The 16,802-nt window shown below is 46.2% G+C and carries 13 protein-coding genes and 1 tRNA gene; 6 read left to right on the top strand and 8 right to left on the bottom strand.

Features of this window, described 5'->3' with window-relative positions; genetic code table 11:
• The first annotated feature begins 3 nt into the window (after positions 1-3).
• The 3 genes from BMW79_RS32260 to BMW79_RS32250 all read left to right on the top strand — a co-directional run bounded on the left by BMW79_RS32260 (position 4) and on the right by BMW79_RS32250 (position 1,946).
• Positions 4-594 carry a 50S ribosomal protein L25 gene (locus BMW79_RS32260; RefSeq protein ID WP_089903417.1) on the top strand — a complete coding sequence of 197 codons (591 nt, stop codon included), beginning with the start codon at positions 4-6 and terminating at the stop codon, positions 592-594.
• Positions 595-699: 105 nt separating this feature from the next.
• On the top strand, positions 700-1,281 hold the full coding sequence (pth, locus tag BMW79_RS32255; protein ID WP_089903414.1) for an aminoacyl-tRNA hydrolase: 582 nt from the start codon (positions 700-702) through the stop codon (positions 1,279-1,281).
• Between the two features lie 53 nt (positions 1,282-1,334).
• On the top strand, positions 1,335-1,946 hold the full coding sequence (locus BMW79_RS32250; RefSeq protein ID WP_089903412.1) for a fumarylacetoacetate hydrolase family protein: 612 nt from the start codon (positions 1,335-1,337) through the stop codon (positions 1,944-1,946).
• A 119-nt stretch (positions 1,947-2,065) separates the two neighbouring features.
• Here the strand turns inward: BMW79_RS32250 and BMW79_RS32245 are convergent, their stop codons facing one another.
• Positions 2,066-2,500: a MarR family winged helix-turn-helix transcriptional regulator gene (locus tag BMW79_RS32245; RefSeq protein WP_089903409.1), complete on the bottom strand. Its 435-nt coding sequence runs from the start codon at positions 2,498-2,500 to the stop codon at positions 2,066-2,068.
• Between the two features lie 130 nt (positions 2,501-2,630).
• Here BMW79_RS32245 and BMW79_RS32240 point away from each other — a divergent pair, with 130 nt between their 5' ends.
• Complete coding sequence (locus BMW79_RS32240; RefSeq protein WP_089903406.1) at positions 2,631-4,709, top strand: alpha-ketoacid dehydrogenase subunit alpha/beta; 2,079 nt, start codon at positions 2,631-2,633, stop codon at positions 4,707-4,709.
• Positions 4,710-4,818: 109 nt separating this feature from the next.
• Here BMW79_RS32240 and BMW79_RS32235 read toward each other — a convergent pair whose 3' ends face one another.
• From BMW79_RS32235 to BMW79_RS32210, 6 genes are all read right to left on the bottom strand, one after another.
• Positions 4,819-6,450, bottom strand: a complete 1,632-nt coding sequence (locus BMW79_RS32235) for a RagB/SusD family nutrient uptake outer membrane protein (RefSeq protein WP_089903403.1) — start codon at positions 6,448-6,450, stop codon at positions 4,819-4,821.
• A 20-nt stretch (positions 6,451-6,470) separates the two neighbouring features.
• The gene (locus BMW79_RS32230) at positions 6,471-9,446 is read right to left on the bottom strand and encodes a SusC/RagA family TonB-linked outer membrane protein (RefSeq protein WP_089903400.1); all 2,976 of its coding nucleotides are present in this window, start codon (positions 9,444-9,446) and stop codon (positions 6,471-6,473) included.
• A gap of 677 nt (positions 9,447-10,123) precedes the next feature.
• A complete protein-coding gene (gene yiaA / locus BMW79_RS32225) occupies positions 10,124-10,552 on the bottom strand; it encodes an inner membrane protein YiaA (RefSeq protein ID WP_089903397.1) in 429 nt (142 codons plus the stop codon).
• 148 nt (positions 10,553-10,700) lie between these two features.
• Positions 10,701-10,772, bottom strand: a tRNA-Met gene (locus BMW79_RS32220).
• Positions 10,773-11,034: 262 nt separating this feature from the next.
• Positions 11,035-12,684 carry a family 2A encapsulin nanocompartment cargo protein cysteine desulfurase gene (locus BMW79_RS32215; RefSeq protein WP_089903394.1) on the bottom strand — a complete coding sequence of 550 codons (1,650 nt, stop codon included), beginning with the start codon at positions 12,682-12,684 and terminating at the stop codon, positions 11,035-11,037.
• A complete protein-coding gene (locus BMW79_RS32210) occupies positions 12,671-13,594 on the bottom strand; it encodes a family 2A encapsulin nanocompartment shell protein (RefSeq protein ID WP_089903391.1) in 924 nt (307 codons plus the stop codon). Before BMW79_RS32210 ends, BMW79_RS32215 begins: the two co-directional genes overlap by 14 nt.
• Before the next feature lie 199 nt (positions 13,595-13,793).
• Here BMW79_RS32210 and BMW79_RS32205 point away from each other — a divergent pair, with 199 nt between their 5' ends.
• Positions 13,794-14,699, top strand: a complete 906-nt coding sequence (locus BMW79_RS32205; protein WP_089903389.1) for a LysR family transcriptional regulator — start codon at positions 13,794-13,796, stop codon at positions 14,697-14,699.
• Positions 14,700-14,735: 36 nt separating this feature from the next.
• On the opposite strand, the gene BMW79_RS32200 is transcribed toward BMW79_RS32205, so the two are convergent.
• The gene (locus BMW79_RS32200) at positions 14,736-15,506 is read right to left on the bottom strand and encodes an NIPSNAP family protein (RefSeq protein WP_089903386.1); all 771 of its coding nucleotides are present in this window, start codon (positions 15,504-15,506) and stop codon (positions 14,736-14,738) included.
• A gap of 99 nt (positions 15,507-15,605) precedes the next feature.
• Here BMW79_RS32200 and BMW79_RS32195 point away from each other — a divergent pair, with 99 nt between their 5' ends.
• A complete protein-coding gene (locus BMW79_RS32195; RefSeq protein WP_089903383.1) occupies positions 15,606-16,718 on the top strand; it encodes a suppressor of fused domain protein in 1,113 nt (370 codons plus the stop codon).
• Positions 16,719-16,802 lie beyond the last annotated feature (84 nt).

Raw genomic sequence — 16,802 nt, 5'->3', positions numbered from 1 at the left:
ACAATGAACACAATAACCATCGAAGGACAACTCAGGAGCGAATTCGGCAAAAAAGCCACCCGCCAGATCCGTTCTGAGGAAAAAGTGCCTTGCGTTATTTACGGGGGTGCAGAAACTGTTAATTTTTCAGCTCCTGCCAAAGCATTCAAAAACCTGGTTTACACTGCAGCTTTCCAGATCGCAGAAATTAAACTGGGCGCTAAAACTTACAGATGCGTATTGAAAGATATGCAGTTTGATGTAGTTACAGACGAACTCGCTCACATCGATTTCATGGAATTGGTGGAAGACAAACAGGTTGCTGTTACTATTCCGATTAAACTGGTAGGTCAGTCAGTAGGTGTGAAAGCCGGTGGTAAACTGGTTAGCAAACTGAAAGCACTGAAAGTGAAAGCGTTACCTAAGCACCTGGTTGAAAATATCGAAGTAAACATCGATAACCTGGAACTGAACGCTAACATCCGCGTGGAAGATGTGAAAATCGAAGGTGTTGAAATTACCAACTCTCCTCGTATTCCTATCGCTTCCGTGGTAATGACCCGTCAGCTGCGTCAGGAAGAAGCAACTGCTGAAAAAGATGCTAAAAAGAAATAATTTTTTAGATATATTTTTCCAAAAAGCCTCTCTACTTTTAGAGGGGCTTTTTAATTGGAGGATGTGCCGGATATCAGCACTTCCCATGGTCCGAAAACGACTCGTATGAAATACTTAATTGCAGGATTAGGCAATATCGGCGACGAATACAAGCATACCCGTCATAATATAGGTTTTGACGTGGTAGACGATTTTGCGTCCCGGCATAAGGCGTCATTCAGAAACGATCGCCTCGCAGATGTGGCAGAAGTGAAGTGGAAAGGAAAAACGTTTATCGTCATTAAACCTACTACTTACATGAACCTCAGTGGCAGGGCCATTAAATATTGGATGGATAAGGAAAAGATCCCGGTGGAAAACCTGCTGGTGATCCTCGACGACCTGGCCCTTCCGCTGGATGTGCTGCGCTTACGCCCCGGTGGCAGTGATGCCGGCCATAACGGTCTGAAAAGTATCCAGGAGTTGCTGGGTACCAATCAGTATCCCCGCCTGCGTTTCGGGGTGGGAAACAACTATCCCAAAGGACGCCAGGTAGAATTTGTACTCAGTAAATGGAAGAATACAGAAGAACCGGTGGTGGAAGAGAAGATCTGGAAATGTTCGGATATTATTGAAAGTTTTGCCAGTATCGGCATTGCCCGTACTATGAACGATAGTAATAAGCTGACGTTCCCATCTGTGAAATAAATTTGTTCATCTGCCCGCTATCCGTTTTTTTTATACTTTAAAACAAACGCATTATGAAAATTATTTGCGTAGGCAGGAATTATGCCGACCATGCCAAAGAGCTGAAGAATGAGGTGCCTACTGAACCGGTGTTGTTTATGAAGCCAAAGAATGCTTTGCTTCAGAATGGCCATCCCTTCTATTACCCGGAATTCACCACCAATCTGCACTACGAATGCGAACTGGTGCTGCGTGTGAGTAAAAACGGCAAACATATCCAGGAGAAATTTGCGGATAAATATTATGATCATATCTCCGTAGGGATCGACTTCACCGCCCGCGACCTGCAGGATAAACAGAAGGCGAAAGGATTACCCTGGGAAATCGCCAAAGCATTTGATAACTCGGCTGTAGTTGGTAATTTTATACCTATTACGCCGGAGATGGATAAGAAAGACATCAATTTCTGCCTGTACAAGAACAAGGTGATGGCACAAACAGGCAACACGCAGGACCTGTTGTTTTCCTTTGATTTCCTGGTGGCTTATATTTCCCGCTTTTTTACCCTGAATATAGGTGATCTCATTTTTACCGGTACTCCGGCCGGTGTAGGTCCTACCGAAATCGGGGATGCATTTGAAGCCTTTATTGAAAATGACAGTCTGCTGGAATTTTCTGTGAAATAACCGGAATTGTCGCTTTTTTCCGTTTTTATATGTTTTTATAAAATTTTGGGAGATGAGAAACGGATATATCCATTTCCCATCTCCCAAAATTTTTCAGGACCCCATGTAATGAATCCAGCCTACGGAATATTCGCGTAGATAGTATCCAGAATGCGTGTCAGTTCTGCGTAATCGGTTTCCGTCAATGTTTTCCACCCTATTTTCCGCATATCATACACCAGCGATTTCACATCTTTATATTTTTCCACACCTTCCGGGGTAAGTTGTAAATACACTTTGCGGCGATCGTATACATCGGCTTCCCGCTTCACTAATCCCTTCTTAACCAGCAGTTCAATAATGCGGGAAATGGTGGTAATATCCTTGGAGGTATTACGGGCCAGCTCGTTATGCGTAGTTTTTTTGTGCTTATATAGGTTCTCAATCAGTAGCCACTGATCCACTGTAATGTCCTTCTGGTGGGCATCAAACATTTTTTGCCAATAGTTGCGCAATTTTTTGAGCGTAGCATCCAACTTAAAAAAAGAGGGATTACTGACGAAAGTATCAGGCATATTAATTAATTTGCATTAGCAACTGTTGCTATGGCAACTATTGTTTTTGAATTACCATCATCACCAAAACAGTCTTATTGTGTTTAAAGATAGCACAAGCGTTTCAACTTTAAAAGCGCCAGCCTCCAATATGGATGGTAACAGCGGCGAAAGAGCTGAGTTATTAACAGCCTGGCGCCTGATGTGTGAGGCTGGTAGTATGGCCGCCACCTACGAGGCCAACCGACCTCTCTGCAAGTATGTTCACTCCACTTCACGCGGTCATGAAGCCATACAAATAGCCACAGGACTGCAATTGCGGTCATGGGATTTTGTAAGTCCCTATTACCGCGATGAAAGTATGCTGCTGGCCATGGGCTTCACCCCTTACGAATTAATGTTGCAGCTGCTGGCGAAAGCAGATGATCCGTTTTCCGGAGGAAGATCTTATTACAGTCACCCGAACAACCGGGCGGCAGATAAGCCACAGATTCCCCACCAGAGCAGCGCCACCGGTATGCAGGTAATTCCTACTACCGGTATTGCGCAGGGACTGCAATACCTGGAGCAGATCCATTCTTCCCTGCTAAAAGTGGGGCCGGAAGGAGAACTGCCGGTTGTGATCTGTTCACTTGGAGATGGCAGTGTTACCGAAGGAGAGGTGAGCGAGGCGCTGCAGTTTGCGGTGCTGAAACAGTTGCCGGTTATTTACCTGGTGCAGGATAACGACTGGGGTATTTCTGCTACTGCAGCGGAAGTACGCACCATGGACGCATATGAATATGCCGCCGGCTTTAAAGGCCTGGAACGGATGCGGGTGGATGGCAGCGACTTCACCGCCAGCTATGCTGCCATGGAAACTGCGATCAGTTATGTAAGACATGAAAGAAAACCTATCCTGGTGCAGGCTAATGTGCCTTTACTGGGACATCATACTTCCGGAGTCCGTAAGGAATGGTACCGTACAGCGGAAGACCTGGAAAAGCATGCAGCGAACGATCCGGTACCCAAACTCAAAGCCCTGTTGTTGAAACATGGGGTGTCTGAAGCCGAACTGGAAGAGATAGAAAGAAATGCCGCCGCCGATATAAAAGCTGCTTTTGATAAAGCGGTACAGGCGCCGGAACCATCACCTGAAACAGTGACGGAGCACATATTTGCACCGGCGGCCGTAACGGTTGAAAGTGGCACCCGTACGCCTGCCGGTAAAAGTAAAGTAGTGATGGTGGATGCCGCCTTGCATGCTGTGGAGGAAATTATGCAACAATATCCTGAGGCTATCCTGTTTGGACAAGACGTAGGAAGCAGGCTGGGAGGCGTTTTCCGCGAAGCGGCTACCCTGGGTGATAAATTCGGGGCACACCGCGTATATAACACCGCGATACAGGAAGCGTATATCATCGGCGCTACTACCGGGTTATCTGCCGTAGGCGTAAAACCCATTGTGGAAGTACAGTTTGCCGATTACATTTATCCTGGCTTCAATCAGCTGGTGACTGAGATTTCAAAATCATGTTACCTGAGTAATGGTAAATATCCGGTGCAAACGCTGATCCGTGTGCCTATTGGCGCCTACGGGGGCGGAGGACCTTATCATTCCGGCAGTGTGGAATCTACCTTGTTAACTGTCAAAGGGATTAAAGTAGTGTACCCTTCCAATGCGGCGGATATGAAAGGCCTGATGAAGGCTGCATTCCTGGATCCCAATCCGGTGGTAATGCTGGAACATAAAGGGCTTTACTGGAGTAAGGTGCCTGGCACCCTCGACGCCATGACCATAGAACCTGCGGCCGATTACCTGCTGCCACTGGGCAAAGGAAATATTGTGCAACGTGCACATCCGAAGGATACGGCACAGGGCAATGCGCTTTGTATCATCACTTATGGTATGGGCGTTTATTGGGCAAAAGCCGCAGCTAAGGCTTATCCCGGTCAGGTAACGATCGTGGATCTGCGCACCTTGTTCCCGCTTGATGAAGAACTGGTATTTGAGATGGTGCAACAGCATGGGAAATGCCTGATCCTCACAGAAGAACAACTCAATAATTCTTTTGCACAGGCATTGGCGGGACGGATTCAGCAGCACTGTTTCCGCTTCCTGGATGCACCTGTATTTACGATGGGCGCGCTGGATTTGCCGGCAGTGCCACTGAATACCGGTCTGGAAGCCGCCATGCTGCCTACTCCTGCAAAAGTAGAAGCGAAGATCAGGGAAGTGCTGGCGTATTAACAGCATTAAAATTTTACAAAAATAAAAGGCCATCTCTTACGAGACGGCCTTTGTTGTTTTTCCGCATCCGGGTTTTAGTCGTTTATCACATCAAACCCAAATCAGTTTATTAGTAACCGGGATTTTGTACCAGGTTAGGATTGATGCTTGTTTGTTTGAATGGAATCGCAAACAGCTTGTATTTGTCAGCAGATGGCTGATGATCCCACCAGGTTGCAGTAGTGAATTTACCAAAGCGGATCAGATCAGAGCGGCGTTTACCTTCAAAAATGAATTCGCGGCCTCTTTCAGCGAGTAATTCATCCATGGTGAGACTGGTAGTAGTATAAGCTTCTGCAGCCCAGTCTTCCGCCTTGAAAGCACGCTTTTTGCAGGTGTTGATGAGATCAACCGCATCCTGTGTCGCAATTTTACCATTCTTTCTTATCAGTGCTTCTGCTTTGTTGAAGTAGATTTCTGTCAGACGATATAATACGAAGTCGTTGCCCCAGTAGTTTGGATCATCTTGTGAACCCTGGCGATATTTAGCAAAACGGGCGCCGCTATTTTCTTCTCCACGTGTCATGCCACCGGCTCCGGTTTCGCCGTCAGAGTTTCTGCGGATTTCTTTTACAAAAACCAATGGTTTGTTATTGTATTCCTCTGTACCGAGTACGAGGCTGTCGGCTTCGTTTGCACGTAGTGCTTTTGCTTTTTTCTGTGGACCTATCAGCATCCAGTTGGTTTTACGCAGGTCATTGTCTTTGAAAGCATCATAAGCAGAGGGAATTACAACGATACCATTATTGCCATCTACGTCTGCGTTATCGATCTGGCGTTGGCGGTAGTGCCAGAAATCTCCTTGCCAACCGAAGCGGGAGTTACCAGCTCTCAGGTCATAGGTAAGCTGGAACAAGTTTTCGGGAGACTGGCTGTTCGTATTGGCGAAAGCACCGAAGATATTAGGTTCCAGGGCAGGAATAGTTCCTTTCAGCGCGCCGCCTTCACCGGCAATGATTTTATTACAGTAGGTGATACAATCGTCCCAACGTGCGGTACCAGTCCACTCTTCAGCATTGAGATATAATTCAACCAGCATGGAGTAAGCAGCAGCTTTTGTCATGCGACCTACCATTTCACCGGATAATGGTTGCAGCAGGTCCAGGTTTTCTTTGATTTCTTTTTCAACAAATTGAAATACTTCTTTGCGCGGTTTGGTAGCAGGGGAGGCAGAAGAACTGACTAAGGTGTCGATTGGAATATTGCCATAGAGATCCATCAGTTTCAGGTAATGCCAGGCGCGTATTACTCTTGTTTCTGCGAGTAATGTGGTTTTTTCTGCTTCTGTCATACCGATCTTTGCAAAATCGAGTGGTGTCAGATCTTTGATGGTATTATTACAGAAACCCATTCCCCAATACATCAATTTCCATGGAAGCCAGGTGTTGTCATCATTGGCAATCCAGGTATGATTATGTAAGCGTATCCAGTTACCGCCATCGTAACCATGTTTACCTTTCTGTGGCCACGCCAGTTGATCTGCGGATAACTCCTGCAAACGCCAGTAGCCGGTTTGTCCGGTAGGAGCGGCCCAGGCACCGGCGTGTGTGAACGGGCGAAGTATGGCCGACATGACCTCCTGTTTGTTATTGTAGAACTGGTCTGAAATAATTTCGCTGTATGGTTTTTCCTCGAGCTTGGTGCAGGCGCTCAAACCGAGTGCCAGCAGGGCTGCGCTGATATATGCATTACTCTTTTTCATACGTTACAATTTTGCTGCTTTTAAAATCCAAGGTTCAATCCGATAGTATAAGAGCGGGTACGTGGATAAAATCCTCTGCCATCTATACCGGAATCCAATGCGGTATCCTGTAATTCCGGATCGAGACCACTGTAATTGGAGATAGTTGCAATATTACGTCCGCTGGCATATACCCTCAGATTGCGGATATATTTGGTTTTCAGCTGGAAGTTATAGCCCAGGGTAATATTATCCAGTTTTACAAAGTCACCTTTTTCCAGGTAGTAATCAGAGAACTGAGGATCATCATTCAGCTTAGCATTTTTACCGATAGCAGAAGCCAGCATGTTATTAGGTTTCCATGCCTGGTTGCCAAAGTACATATCCTGCAGGTTAAGGATATCGAAACCGAATTTACCACGGAAGAAGATACTCAGGTCAAAATTCTTGTAGCGGAAAGTATTGTTCCAGGATGCCATGTATTTGGGAATACCATTTCCGATAACGGCTTTATCATCCGCATTTACTTCTTTGACGCCTCCAATGGTACCATCTTTCTTGTAGAACTGCCATTTGCCATCATCGGTTAAACCGGCATAACGATATCCAAAGAAAGTGCCCAGAGGACCACCTTCTACAACGCGGATAGCGGAGCCCAGGTTACCTGGAGAAGGAAGATCGCCGTAAAACTGTTCAGTCGCTTTAAAAATCTGGTTGGAGAATGACACCATTTTATTCCGTTGGGAATTGAAAGTCAGGTCACTGTTCCAGGTAAATTCTTTAGTTTTTACAGGCACTGTATTGATTACTATTTCCACTCCGTTATTGGAGATTTCACCTACGTTGGTGAAGATATTGTCCAGGATATTGGAAGGCAGCTGCGCTGTATAGTTGAATAGCAGGTCTTTTGTTCTACGGCTGTATACATCTACGGAACCGCCGATTCTATTTTGCAAGAGAGAGAAGTCAATACCGGCATTGAATTCTTTTTTCTTTTCCCATCTCAGGTCCGGATTTGGATTTTTATTGGGTCCGTAAGTCTGGATCCATTTGCCATACTGAAGATACGCTCCACCTGTTCCCAGTGTCAGCAGGGACTGGTAGCTGGGAATGCCCTGGTTTCCGGTAATACCATAGCCAGCGCGCAGTTTCAGGTTGTTAATGACAGTGATATCCTGCATGAAAGATTCTTTAGAGATCACCCATCCTGCGGATATGGCGGGGAAGTTACCCCATTTGTTGTTGGCACCGAAGCGGGAAGAACCTTCATGACGCAGGATAGCCTGCAACATGTATTTCTGTTTGTAGTTATAGTTAATCCTGCCGAAGAATGCGATCAGCGTATTGTCTATTTTGTTGCTGCTCTGTGAAGGGCGAGGCAGTTTTGGATCATTCAGTGCATTACCTGCGCCGATATTCCAGTCTTCAAAGGCATCAGTGAGGAAGCCGTTGTTATCCATGGCATACTTTTCCAATGTGCTGTACTGGTAGCTGTAACCACCGAGTACGTTGAAAGTATGGTCTGAGTTAACAGTTTTTGTATAGTCAACTGTTGCTTCAAAGGTTTTATCCAAGGCAGCAGAGTTAGCTTTATAAGCATAACCACCACCCTGGTAACTGAGAAGGGAAGAGCGGGAATCTTTTTTCTTATATTGACGATCGGTATATTCATCACGTACAATGGCACCAAAGGCAGAGAATTTCAGATCGCGTATAGGCTCGAGGGTGATACGGGCATCACCGGAATAGGTTTTCTGATCCCTGTCGTACAATTCCTGTTGTAAACGTGCCAGTGGGTTATAGTTATTGAAACCGTTTGTTTCAATGTATTTACCATCAGGACCGATAACCGGTGCGGTAGGATTGCGTTGAACAGCCTGTTCAAAATCGGCGCCTGCGTTGCCGGCTTTGTTGTCGCCGCCACCACTGTTACCACCGTTCAGGTTGGCTTTGTTGAAGTTCCCTGCGAGGTTGAATTGCATCGTGAGCATGCCCTGTAAGCCGGTCTGGTTTACATTCACCCTTCCGCCATATTGTGTACGGCCGTTCTGAAGCGCAATACCATTGGCATCGTTGTAATAGAGGGACGCGCGGTAGTTGCTGTTCGCAGTACCACCAGACGCCGCGAAATTGTGATAATGACTGAGGTTGTTTTTGTCGAGCAGCATATCATACATGTCAACATCGGCTCCCTGATTATTACCTTCGCCTGCTACTTTAATATAGTCGGCAACGCCCAGGATCGCTGGTCTTCTGGCCACTGCTTCCCTTTGCAGATAAGTAGAGTAGGTATATTGCGGATCGCCTGCTTTCCCTTTCTTGGTAGTGATGAGGATAACACCATTGTTACCGCGTGTACCATAGATAGCGGCAGCGGAACCATCTTTCAGTACGTCGAAGGTAGCGATATCATCCTGTTGTAACAGGTCGAGGTTACCACCGGGAATACCGTCAATTACAATCAGCGGATTCATATCACCGGATACGGAGCTGATACCTCTGATCTGGATAGAAGCGCCACTGTTCGGGTTGTTACCTTGTGTTCTGGTAACGGATAAGCCGGCCACTTTACCCTGAATCAGATCCATTGGAGAGCGGGAACCACCCTGGTTAAAGTTTTCCGCTTTTACGGTGGCTACGGAAGTGGTGACTTCATTTCTTTTCTGTGTACCATAACCTACTACTACCACGTCCTGTAAAGATTTTACGGAAGCGGCGAGTTTTACGTTCATAGCTGTGGCAGAAGCAGGTAATTCCTGCGGCAGGTAACCAACGAAGCTGAATATCAGGGTTGCATTTTCCGGCGCCTGAATACTGAAGCTACCATCAGCTTTGGTAATGGTACCTACACTGGTACCTTTCACCTGAATAGACACGCCTGGAATGGCGGTCTTGTCGTTAGCATCCGTCACTTTTCCGGATATGGTTTTGCCCTGTGAAAAGGCAAATAGCGAGAAGAGCATCAGTACCATACTGGCAAAGCAGGTCCGTGCCCAAAACGTGGATCGTTTGTGCATATACGTGTTAATTGAAGTTGGTTAATAAAGAAAAGCCTGAAACATATTGAAAAAACGATTTAGCAATAGGCCTGCAGACTATTATTTACAAGTTTTCAGAACTGGTTTTAATCATTTAATAGTGAAAAAAAATTCGTAAACGTAGTATCTGCCTGGTTTCCGGTCAGGCAGGCAATGGTTTCCCTGATATTCGCATAAGCAAAATGTACGATTCCTTACAGTACTGTTAAAATCAGTAGTATATCGATTTAGCAAACAATAAGAATAACAAGTTAGATCTCTTTTTTATTACCTGGAATACGCTTTAAATTTCTTTTTTATTTCCTTCATACGCGGGTATGTAATGCATGGATTCCCCAATGTTGATCATAGTTTCCTTAAAAAATCGATTTAGCAGTGGGTTCAAAAAAAAAGACTCACGGGAATCTTTTTACAATAACAAGTTAAAATAACACAGCACAATTTCTCTCACTCCGGAATAAAAGTAATATTTATTTGCGTTAAATGAAATCATTTTTAACATTTTTTTTGAGCGAGGCGAACAATATGCATATGCATTTCATCTCCATTGCAGACCACGCGCGTTTTTCACGGATTGGTAACAGATGCAATAAAAAAAGTCATTAGCAGGTTTCCTGCCAATGACTTTGAAATGAAAAGATTTTTTGAGAAGAAAACTAAATATCGGTGCCTTCTTTTGGAAGCGTGACAACTGCTTTTGCTGCCTGGGAATCACGGGTGTTTTTCTGTACTGTAATGGCACCGAATACACTCAGCAAAAATGCGAAGGCATAAAATCCTTTTTCGCTCGGTGCCAGTGTCGCATTCCACAAACCAACCGTTAACAACAGGATGGTAAGGATCATCGACACCCAACTAAGACCATAATAGATGTCGGTCACCGGGATGCCTTCGATTTTATCTCTCACGCATTTCTGTACAGATACAGCGGCAAACAGCCCGTACATCAGTACTGTGAAATAATATCCTTTTTCATTCAGTTGCATAGTAGACGCATTCCACAGGCCTATGATAAAGCCCAGGATACCTGCAAGTACTGCTACCCAGGAGGCGGCAATAAATGCCATTGAAGGTTTTTGTTTCATTGATGGATTAAATTTTAATTCAGGGATTTGGTGTTGGCTAACAAAACTGCTACCAGCTTATTGAGGCCGCTGTAATAATACTATTTATTTTTTATCCGTCAGGGGATAAAAAAAGTCCTGCACTTTTAGTACAGGACTTTTTTATTTGTAGCGAGGAGCGGATTCGAACCACTGACCTTCGGGTTATGAGCCCGACGAGCTACCTCTGCTCTACCTCGCATTGTGGAGTGCAAATGTAGGTAAATAATTTAAACTGCAAAATTTAAATGTTGTTTTTTCTGAGCACAGCCGCGTGTTTCAGCTTGTATGAGATATTCAGGTAAAAATAAAAATGCCTGTAATGCGCTGCTGTGGCTTGTTAGGAGTGTTGATGGTAAGCAGTGTTTTCTTTTCTCTCCGGTGTGAAAATATTTTTCGGAAGAAGAGATGATCTATATTTTTCTGTGAAATGCAAACACAGATCCCCTCCTCTCCCGAAAAAATTATATCCTGCTTTTGCGTAATCGCAGTAAAGTATTTACCAGGAGATCTATATCCGCGCAGCTGTTATAAAACGCCAGGGACGGCCTCACGGTGCTTTCTACACCAAACCGGCGCAGAATAGGTTGTGCACAGTGATGACCTGATCTCACGGCAATACCTTCCTGGTTCAGCGCCGCACCCACCTGTTCCGTCGTGAAATCCTTAAAGATAAAAGACAACACACTGGTTTTGTCGGGAGCTGTGCCTATCAGGCGCAGACCTGGTACATCTTTCAGTAATTGCGTGGCGTATACCAGCAGGTAATGTTCATATTGATATATAACATCAATGCCTATATGATTTACGTAGTCGATAGCAGCGCCGAGTCCAACGGCATCGGCTATATTGCCGGTACCTGCTTCAAAACGTCCGGGTGCAGGATGGTATTGGGTATGCTCAAACGTTACATCTTTGATCATATTGCCACCTCCCTGCCAGGGTTGCGTTTCGTTGAGCAGCGCTTCTTTTCCGTACAATACACCGATTCCGGTAGGACCGAAAACTTTATGCCCGGAAAACACGTACCAGTCGCAGTTGAGCCGCTGTACATCCGCCCGCATATGCGAAACCGCCTGTGCGCCATCTACCAGTACTTTGGCGCCGGCCTGGTGGGCGAGGTCTACGATCTGCTGTGCCGGTGTTACGGTACCAAGGGCATTCGATACCTGCGTAAAGGAGACCAGCTTGGTTTTGGTACTGAGCAATTTCTGGTATTCAGATATGATCAGCTGACCATCTTCATCTACCGGAATCACTTTGATCACCAGTCCCTTTTTTGCCGCCAGTTGCTGCCAGGGCACAATATTGGCGTGGTGTTCCAGGTGACTCAGAATAATTTCATCACCTGCCTGCAGGAATTGTTCGCCCCAGCTTTTGGCTACCAGGTTGATAGCCTCTGTAGCCCCGCGTACAAATACGATTTCATTAACGGAAGCAGCGTTCAGAAAGGCCCGTACTTTTTCGCGGGCGCCCTCATAGGCGTCTGTAGCGCGGGCAGCCAGTTCATGTGCCGCACGGTGAATATTTGAATTTTCGTGTTCGTAGAAATAACTGATCCTTTCAATCACACTTCGTGGCTTCTGAGTGGTAGCGGCATTGTCCAGCCAAACCAGCCTGCGGCCATTTACATGTTCCTGCAGAATAGGAAAATCGGCCCGCACCCGGTTTATATCCAGTGGTGGCTGCGCCACACCGGTAATTCCGGCGGCTTTTTCTGGCAGGAAATAGTAAGAAGTACCAGCTGTGGGCAGCTGGGAAGTGTAAGCAGAAGAAGGAATATTTTTCAACGCCTTTTGCAGTTCCTGTTCAAAGGAAGGATCATAGGCCGCTGACGGGTGCGTTAAAGCAGCCGGAGAAATACCGCTGCCAGCTACGGAAGCAGGGATGCCACCATTACCGGAGAAATGAGGATCCGGTAAACTGGTGGGCGCATGTGTAACATCCGTTACACTTCCCTGTTGCAGCAGCGGGTCCTGGATGGGGGCAGCTGATGTGTAGCCCGTTGAAGGCACATCATTACCGGATTGCAGGGAGTGGAACAACTGGTTGGCCAGTTTCTCCAGCGCGGCAATATCCGGTAATCCATCGGGTTGAAAATTATTTGTATTCATGGTACTTGCCTATTTCAACATCATCCAAAACAGCAATAGCATCATCTACCAGTACTGCCAGTGAGCAATACAACGACACAAGGTAAGACGCAATGGCCTGATGGTTGATACCCATAAAGCGCACGGATAAACCTGGTGACTGCTCTCCTGGTAAGTTAGGCTGGTAAAGGCCTACAACGCCTTGTCTGCTTTCGCCGGTGCGTAAGAGGATGATTTTTGATTTGCCATTTTCAATGGGCACTTTATCGGAAGGAATCAACGGAATACCGCGCCAGGTAATAAACTGCGAACCAAAAAGAGAAACAGTTGGTGGTGGTACGCCCCGTCTGGTGCATTCCCGGCCAAAGGCCGCAATGGTTAATGGGTGCAACAAGAAGAAACCAGGTTCTTTCCACACTTTGGTAATGAGTTCATCCAGATCGTCGGGAGTAGGGGCGCCGGTACGTGTTTTAATGCGCTGGGAAGCCACTACACTGCTCAATAAGCCATATTCCTTATTGTTAATCAGTTCACTTTCCTGGCGTTCTTTGATGGTTTCAATGATCAGCCGCAACTGCTCACTGATCTGGTTGTAAGGTTTGCTGTAGAGGTCTGACACGCGGGTGTGTACATCCAGCACAGTATTCACTGCACTGAGGTTATACTCACGGGGATTATCAATATAATCCACAAACGTTTGGGGTAGTTCGCGTTCATCCCTGCCGGAACAGTCTACGGCTACATTGCTTTCGTCTTTTACTTTGTTGAGCCGGTATACACCCGATTCTACGGGGATCCAGTTCAGCAGCTTTGTAAGCCAGCGGGGAGTAATGGTGGACATCTGCGGCACCGTGCGGGTGGCAATGGCAAGTTGTCTTGCGGCGACGTCGCCAAGGGCAGTCTGCACCTTCTGTTGAGTTTCATCAGCCATGGGGGATCAGTTTTTGAATTTTTAAAAAAGTGGTGTTGTTACCAGGAATGAAAATGTGTGGTGGCTCATTTTCGTCCTGCTGGTGGGTGTAATAAGGCTTAAATTAAGTCTTTTTGTTTAATTATTGACGCGGAAATTATAGTATAAATTAACTGATGAATTTTATTGATAAGCATAAATGTTTTTATAATTTTATGCTATGATCAATTTTGAATGGTACCGTACCTTTAAGGCCATCTACCAGTCTGGCACCTTAACCGGCGCCGCACAGGAACTGCTGATCTCACAGCCCAATGTAAGTCAGCATTTATCCGCCCTGGAAAATTATATCGGTCATCCTTTGTTTGAGCGTAAGCCCCGGCAGATGGTGCCTACCAGCTATGGCAAATTGTTTTATACACAGATCATCGAATCGGTGGAGAAACTGGAAAAAGTGGAAGGCGATTTCAGTCGCAGCTGCGTGGCCCGTTGTATGACAGTCATCAATGTAGGAGCGCCGAAGGAGTTTTTTGATGCCCGGTTATCCGGTAACATCGACCGGATCGGAGATGCTAACCTGGTAGTGGAGTTCGGGCTGACGAAAGACCTGGTAGCAAAGTTGCTGAAAGGAGATCTTAATTTCGTGATATCTACCAGCGCAGTGGAAGAAAAGAACATCGTGAGTGAGCCGGTGCTGCTGGAAAAATTTGTACTGGTGGGAAGCCCGCAGATGGACACGACTCATTTAAAGAAGTTTATCCGTCAGAATGATATTGCGCAGATAGAAGACTGGATGCAGATGCAGCCCTGGTTCGCCTATAGCAGCGACTTGCTGGCCATCCGCCGTTTCTGGCTGCATAATTTCAGGAAAAGGCCGGGATTCCGCCCCCGCTTTATTATCCCCGGTTTCGATTCTATCCTGAAGGCCATGCAGGAGGTACCCGGTATCACTGTGGCGTCGGATTACCTGGTAAAAGACCTGGTAAAGCAGAAAAAACTGCAACTTTTATGGGAAGGGAATGAGCCTACTATCAATACCATCTACCTGGCCTACGATAAAACAAAGGCCACTGCGGTAAATATCGAAGCGGTGAAAGCCCTGTTCGGGGAAGCTGTAACGGTATAAAAAATGGGTGGCAGGACTGGCCCGCCACCCTGGAGATTACAGGTCAGAATAATTTGTGGGTCTTAAAAAGAGAATATCTGATTTAGATACATTGTGACTATATTCTTCCAGGGCAGAAAGACTTTTCCATTTTGGATCCGCAACAAATGCTTTCCAGTGTGCATCACGGTCTTCCTTGTTATTGAATGTAGTCATGTACATCAGATTGGGCATACGTGGTCCGGAAATAACGGACGCATAAAACACCGCATTAAAGTTCAGATTTTTGAAGATACCGATTTCATCGCCGGTATTAAACATCTTTACTTTATTAACATGGTATTTTTCGGTAGGACTTTCATAGCTGCGTAATTCGTATACCCGTTCGCTTTTGGGCGCCTGCAGGGAAGGAGCCTGTAGTACGGGCAGACCGGGAAACGCCAGCAACAGGATCGACTCTATACGGGTATAGGGCATTTTATCCCAGGCTGCGTCCGTGTAGTCTTTCCCGTTATCAACAAATGATTTATCTGCCTGTAATGTTTTATCCAGGTTGGTAAATTGTTCCAGCGATTTAAACGGGATCAGTACATAGATCCTGATATCCGCTGTATCGGCTTCCAGTGGTTTGAAGACGCCGGCCTGCGGGATGCCTGCCTTATGTAATGCCGGCAGGAAAGCCTTTTCCAGGTAAGCATCTACCATTTTTTCCTGATCCTTTGTTTTCAGGTGATAGATTTTAATCTGGTAAAACTGGCGCTCTTTGGCGCTTATGGTAGCAGAACAAAGCATCAGGCATACAAATAACAAGGTGGAATATATCTTCATAAAAATAATTGTATAATTGACAAAATACGGCAAATAAAGCAGGAATTATAACCCTGACAGGAATGCCTTCATTTGCAGGATCTTAAAAAAAATGTAATTATGTCTGAGCCGGTAATACTGATTGACCAGCCAAATAACAGGGGAACGATGTACGCCATAGTGGAACAGGACGAGAGAGTGGCTTATTTTTACCTGTATCCGTCTGAATTACTTACCACTAAATATTCTCCCCGTCCCTGCTGGTTACGTAACCTGCAGCCTGCGCCTCCACAGCGGGATGTAGCTGCTATGAAAGAAGGAATGGCTCCCATGCTGGAAGCCCCCTACTGCAATCATCCGGAAGGGAAGGCGCCACTGGAAGCGGAGCGGATTACGATTGTATGGATGGAAGAAGGAGACGGCGCCGCCGTTTTATATGATAATGAGATATTGGGTGTTATTCCGGGCTGGAGCCTGTATAATGAGGAACATGCGGTAGCCTATGCTGCGGATTGTATCGATGCCGCAGACACCGACCGCCTGATGCCGCTGGGCAAACGGGGCGTGAATGCGATGTACGAACGCGTGGATCAGGCCATTGCTTTCTGGAAAGACTGGGAAGATGAAGCCAGCCAGGCCTGGAGCATTTTACAGGATCAATATATCAAGGCGTATGAGGAAATGTTTGGACCACTGGTACAATACTATGCCATAGACGGTGGTCAATGGCCTCCTATGGGATTGGGTAAATTTGAAAAGGATGGTGTGGTGTACCTGCTTACCCTTGGAGTGAGCATCCGCCCGATGCCCTGGGTGGAATTGTTATACAACGACCGCGCCCCGGGCTTCCGCAGAATGGAACTGGCTATGGCAGTGAGTAAAACTGATTTTACCGATAAAGAAATCATGGCCATGGCCGGATTGATATCCGGTATCGCCGACAGACCCTGGAAGCAGGTTACCTGGTTAGGGGAAGGGCATACTATCTCGGCGGAGTTGCCGGCGCCTTTTGAAAGCGTGATCGTTTCCAGCGCGTTATATAATGGTGCGGCCGTGCCTATACCCACTGTATACAGCGATAAGGTAAATCTTTACTGGCTGAGCCCCATTACCAAACTGGAACGGGAATATGCCCATTCCAGGCCTAACGCGGGGTATGATCTGCTCGAAAGAATGATTCATCATCAACTGAATCATATCGTTACCCAACGGCAGGAACTACCGGCTGACTAAAAAGAGAAGAAGAAAGAATATAAAAGGCCTGCCAGGAGCAGGCCTTTTGCTTGCTGGAGGCGGATTTGAATTTTTTTGAAAAAA

Source organism: Chitinophaga arvensicola (genome assembly GCF_900110835.1).
GTDB lineage: Bacteria > Bacteroidota > Bacteroidia > Chitinophagales > Chitinophagaceae > Chitinophaga > Chitinophaga arvensicola.
Note: the sequence above shows the minus strand (reverse complement) of the source record. Positions and strands in the feature narration are given on the sequence as shown.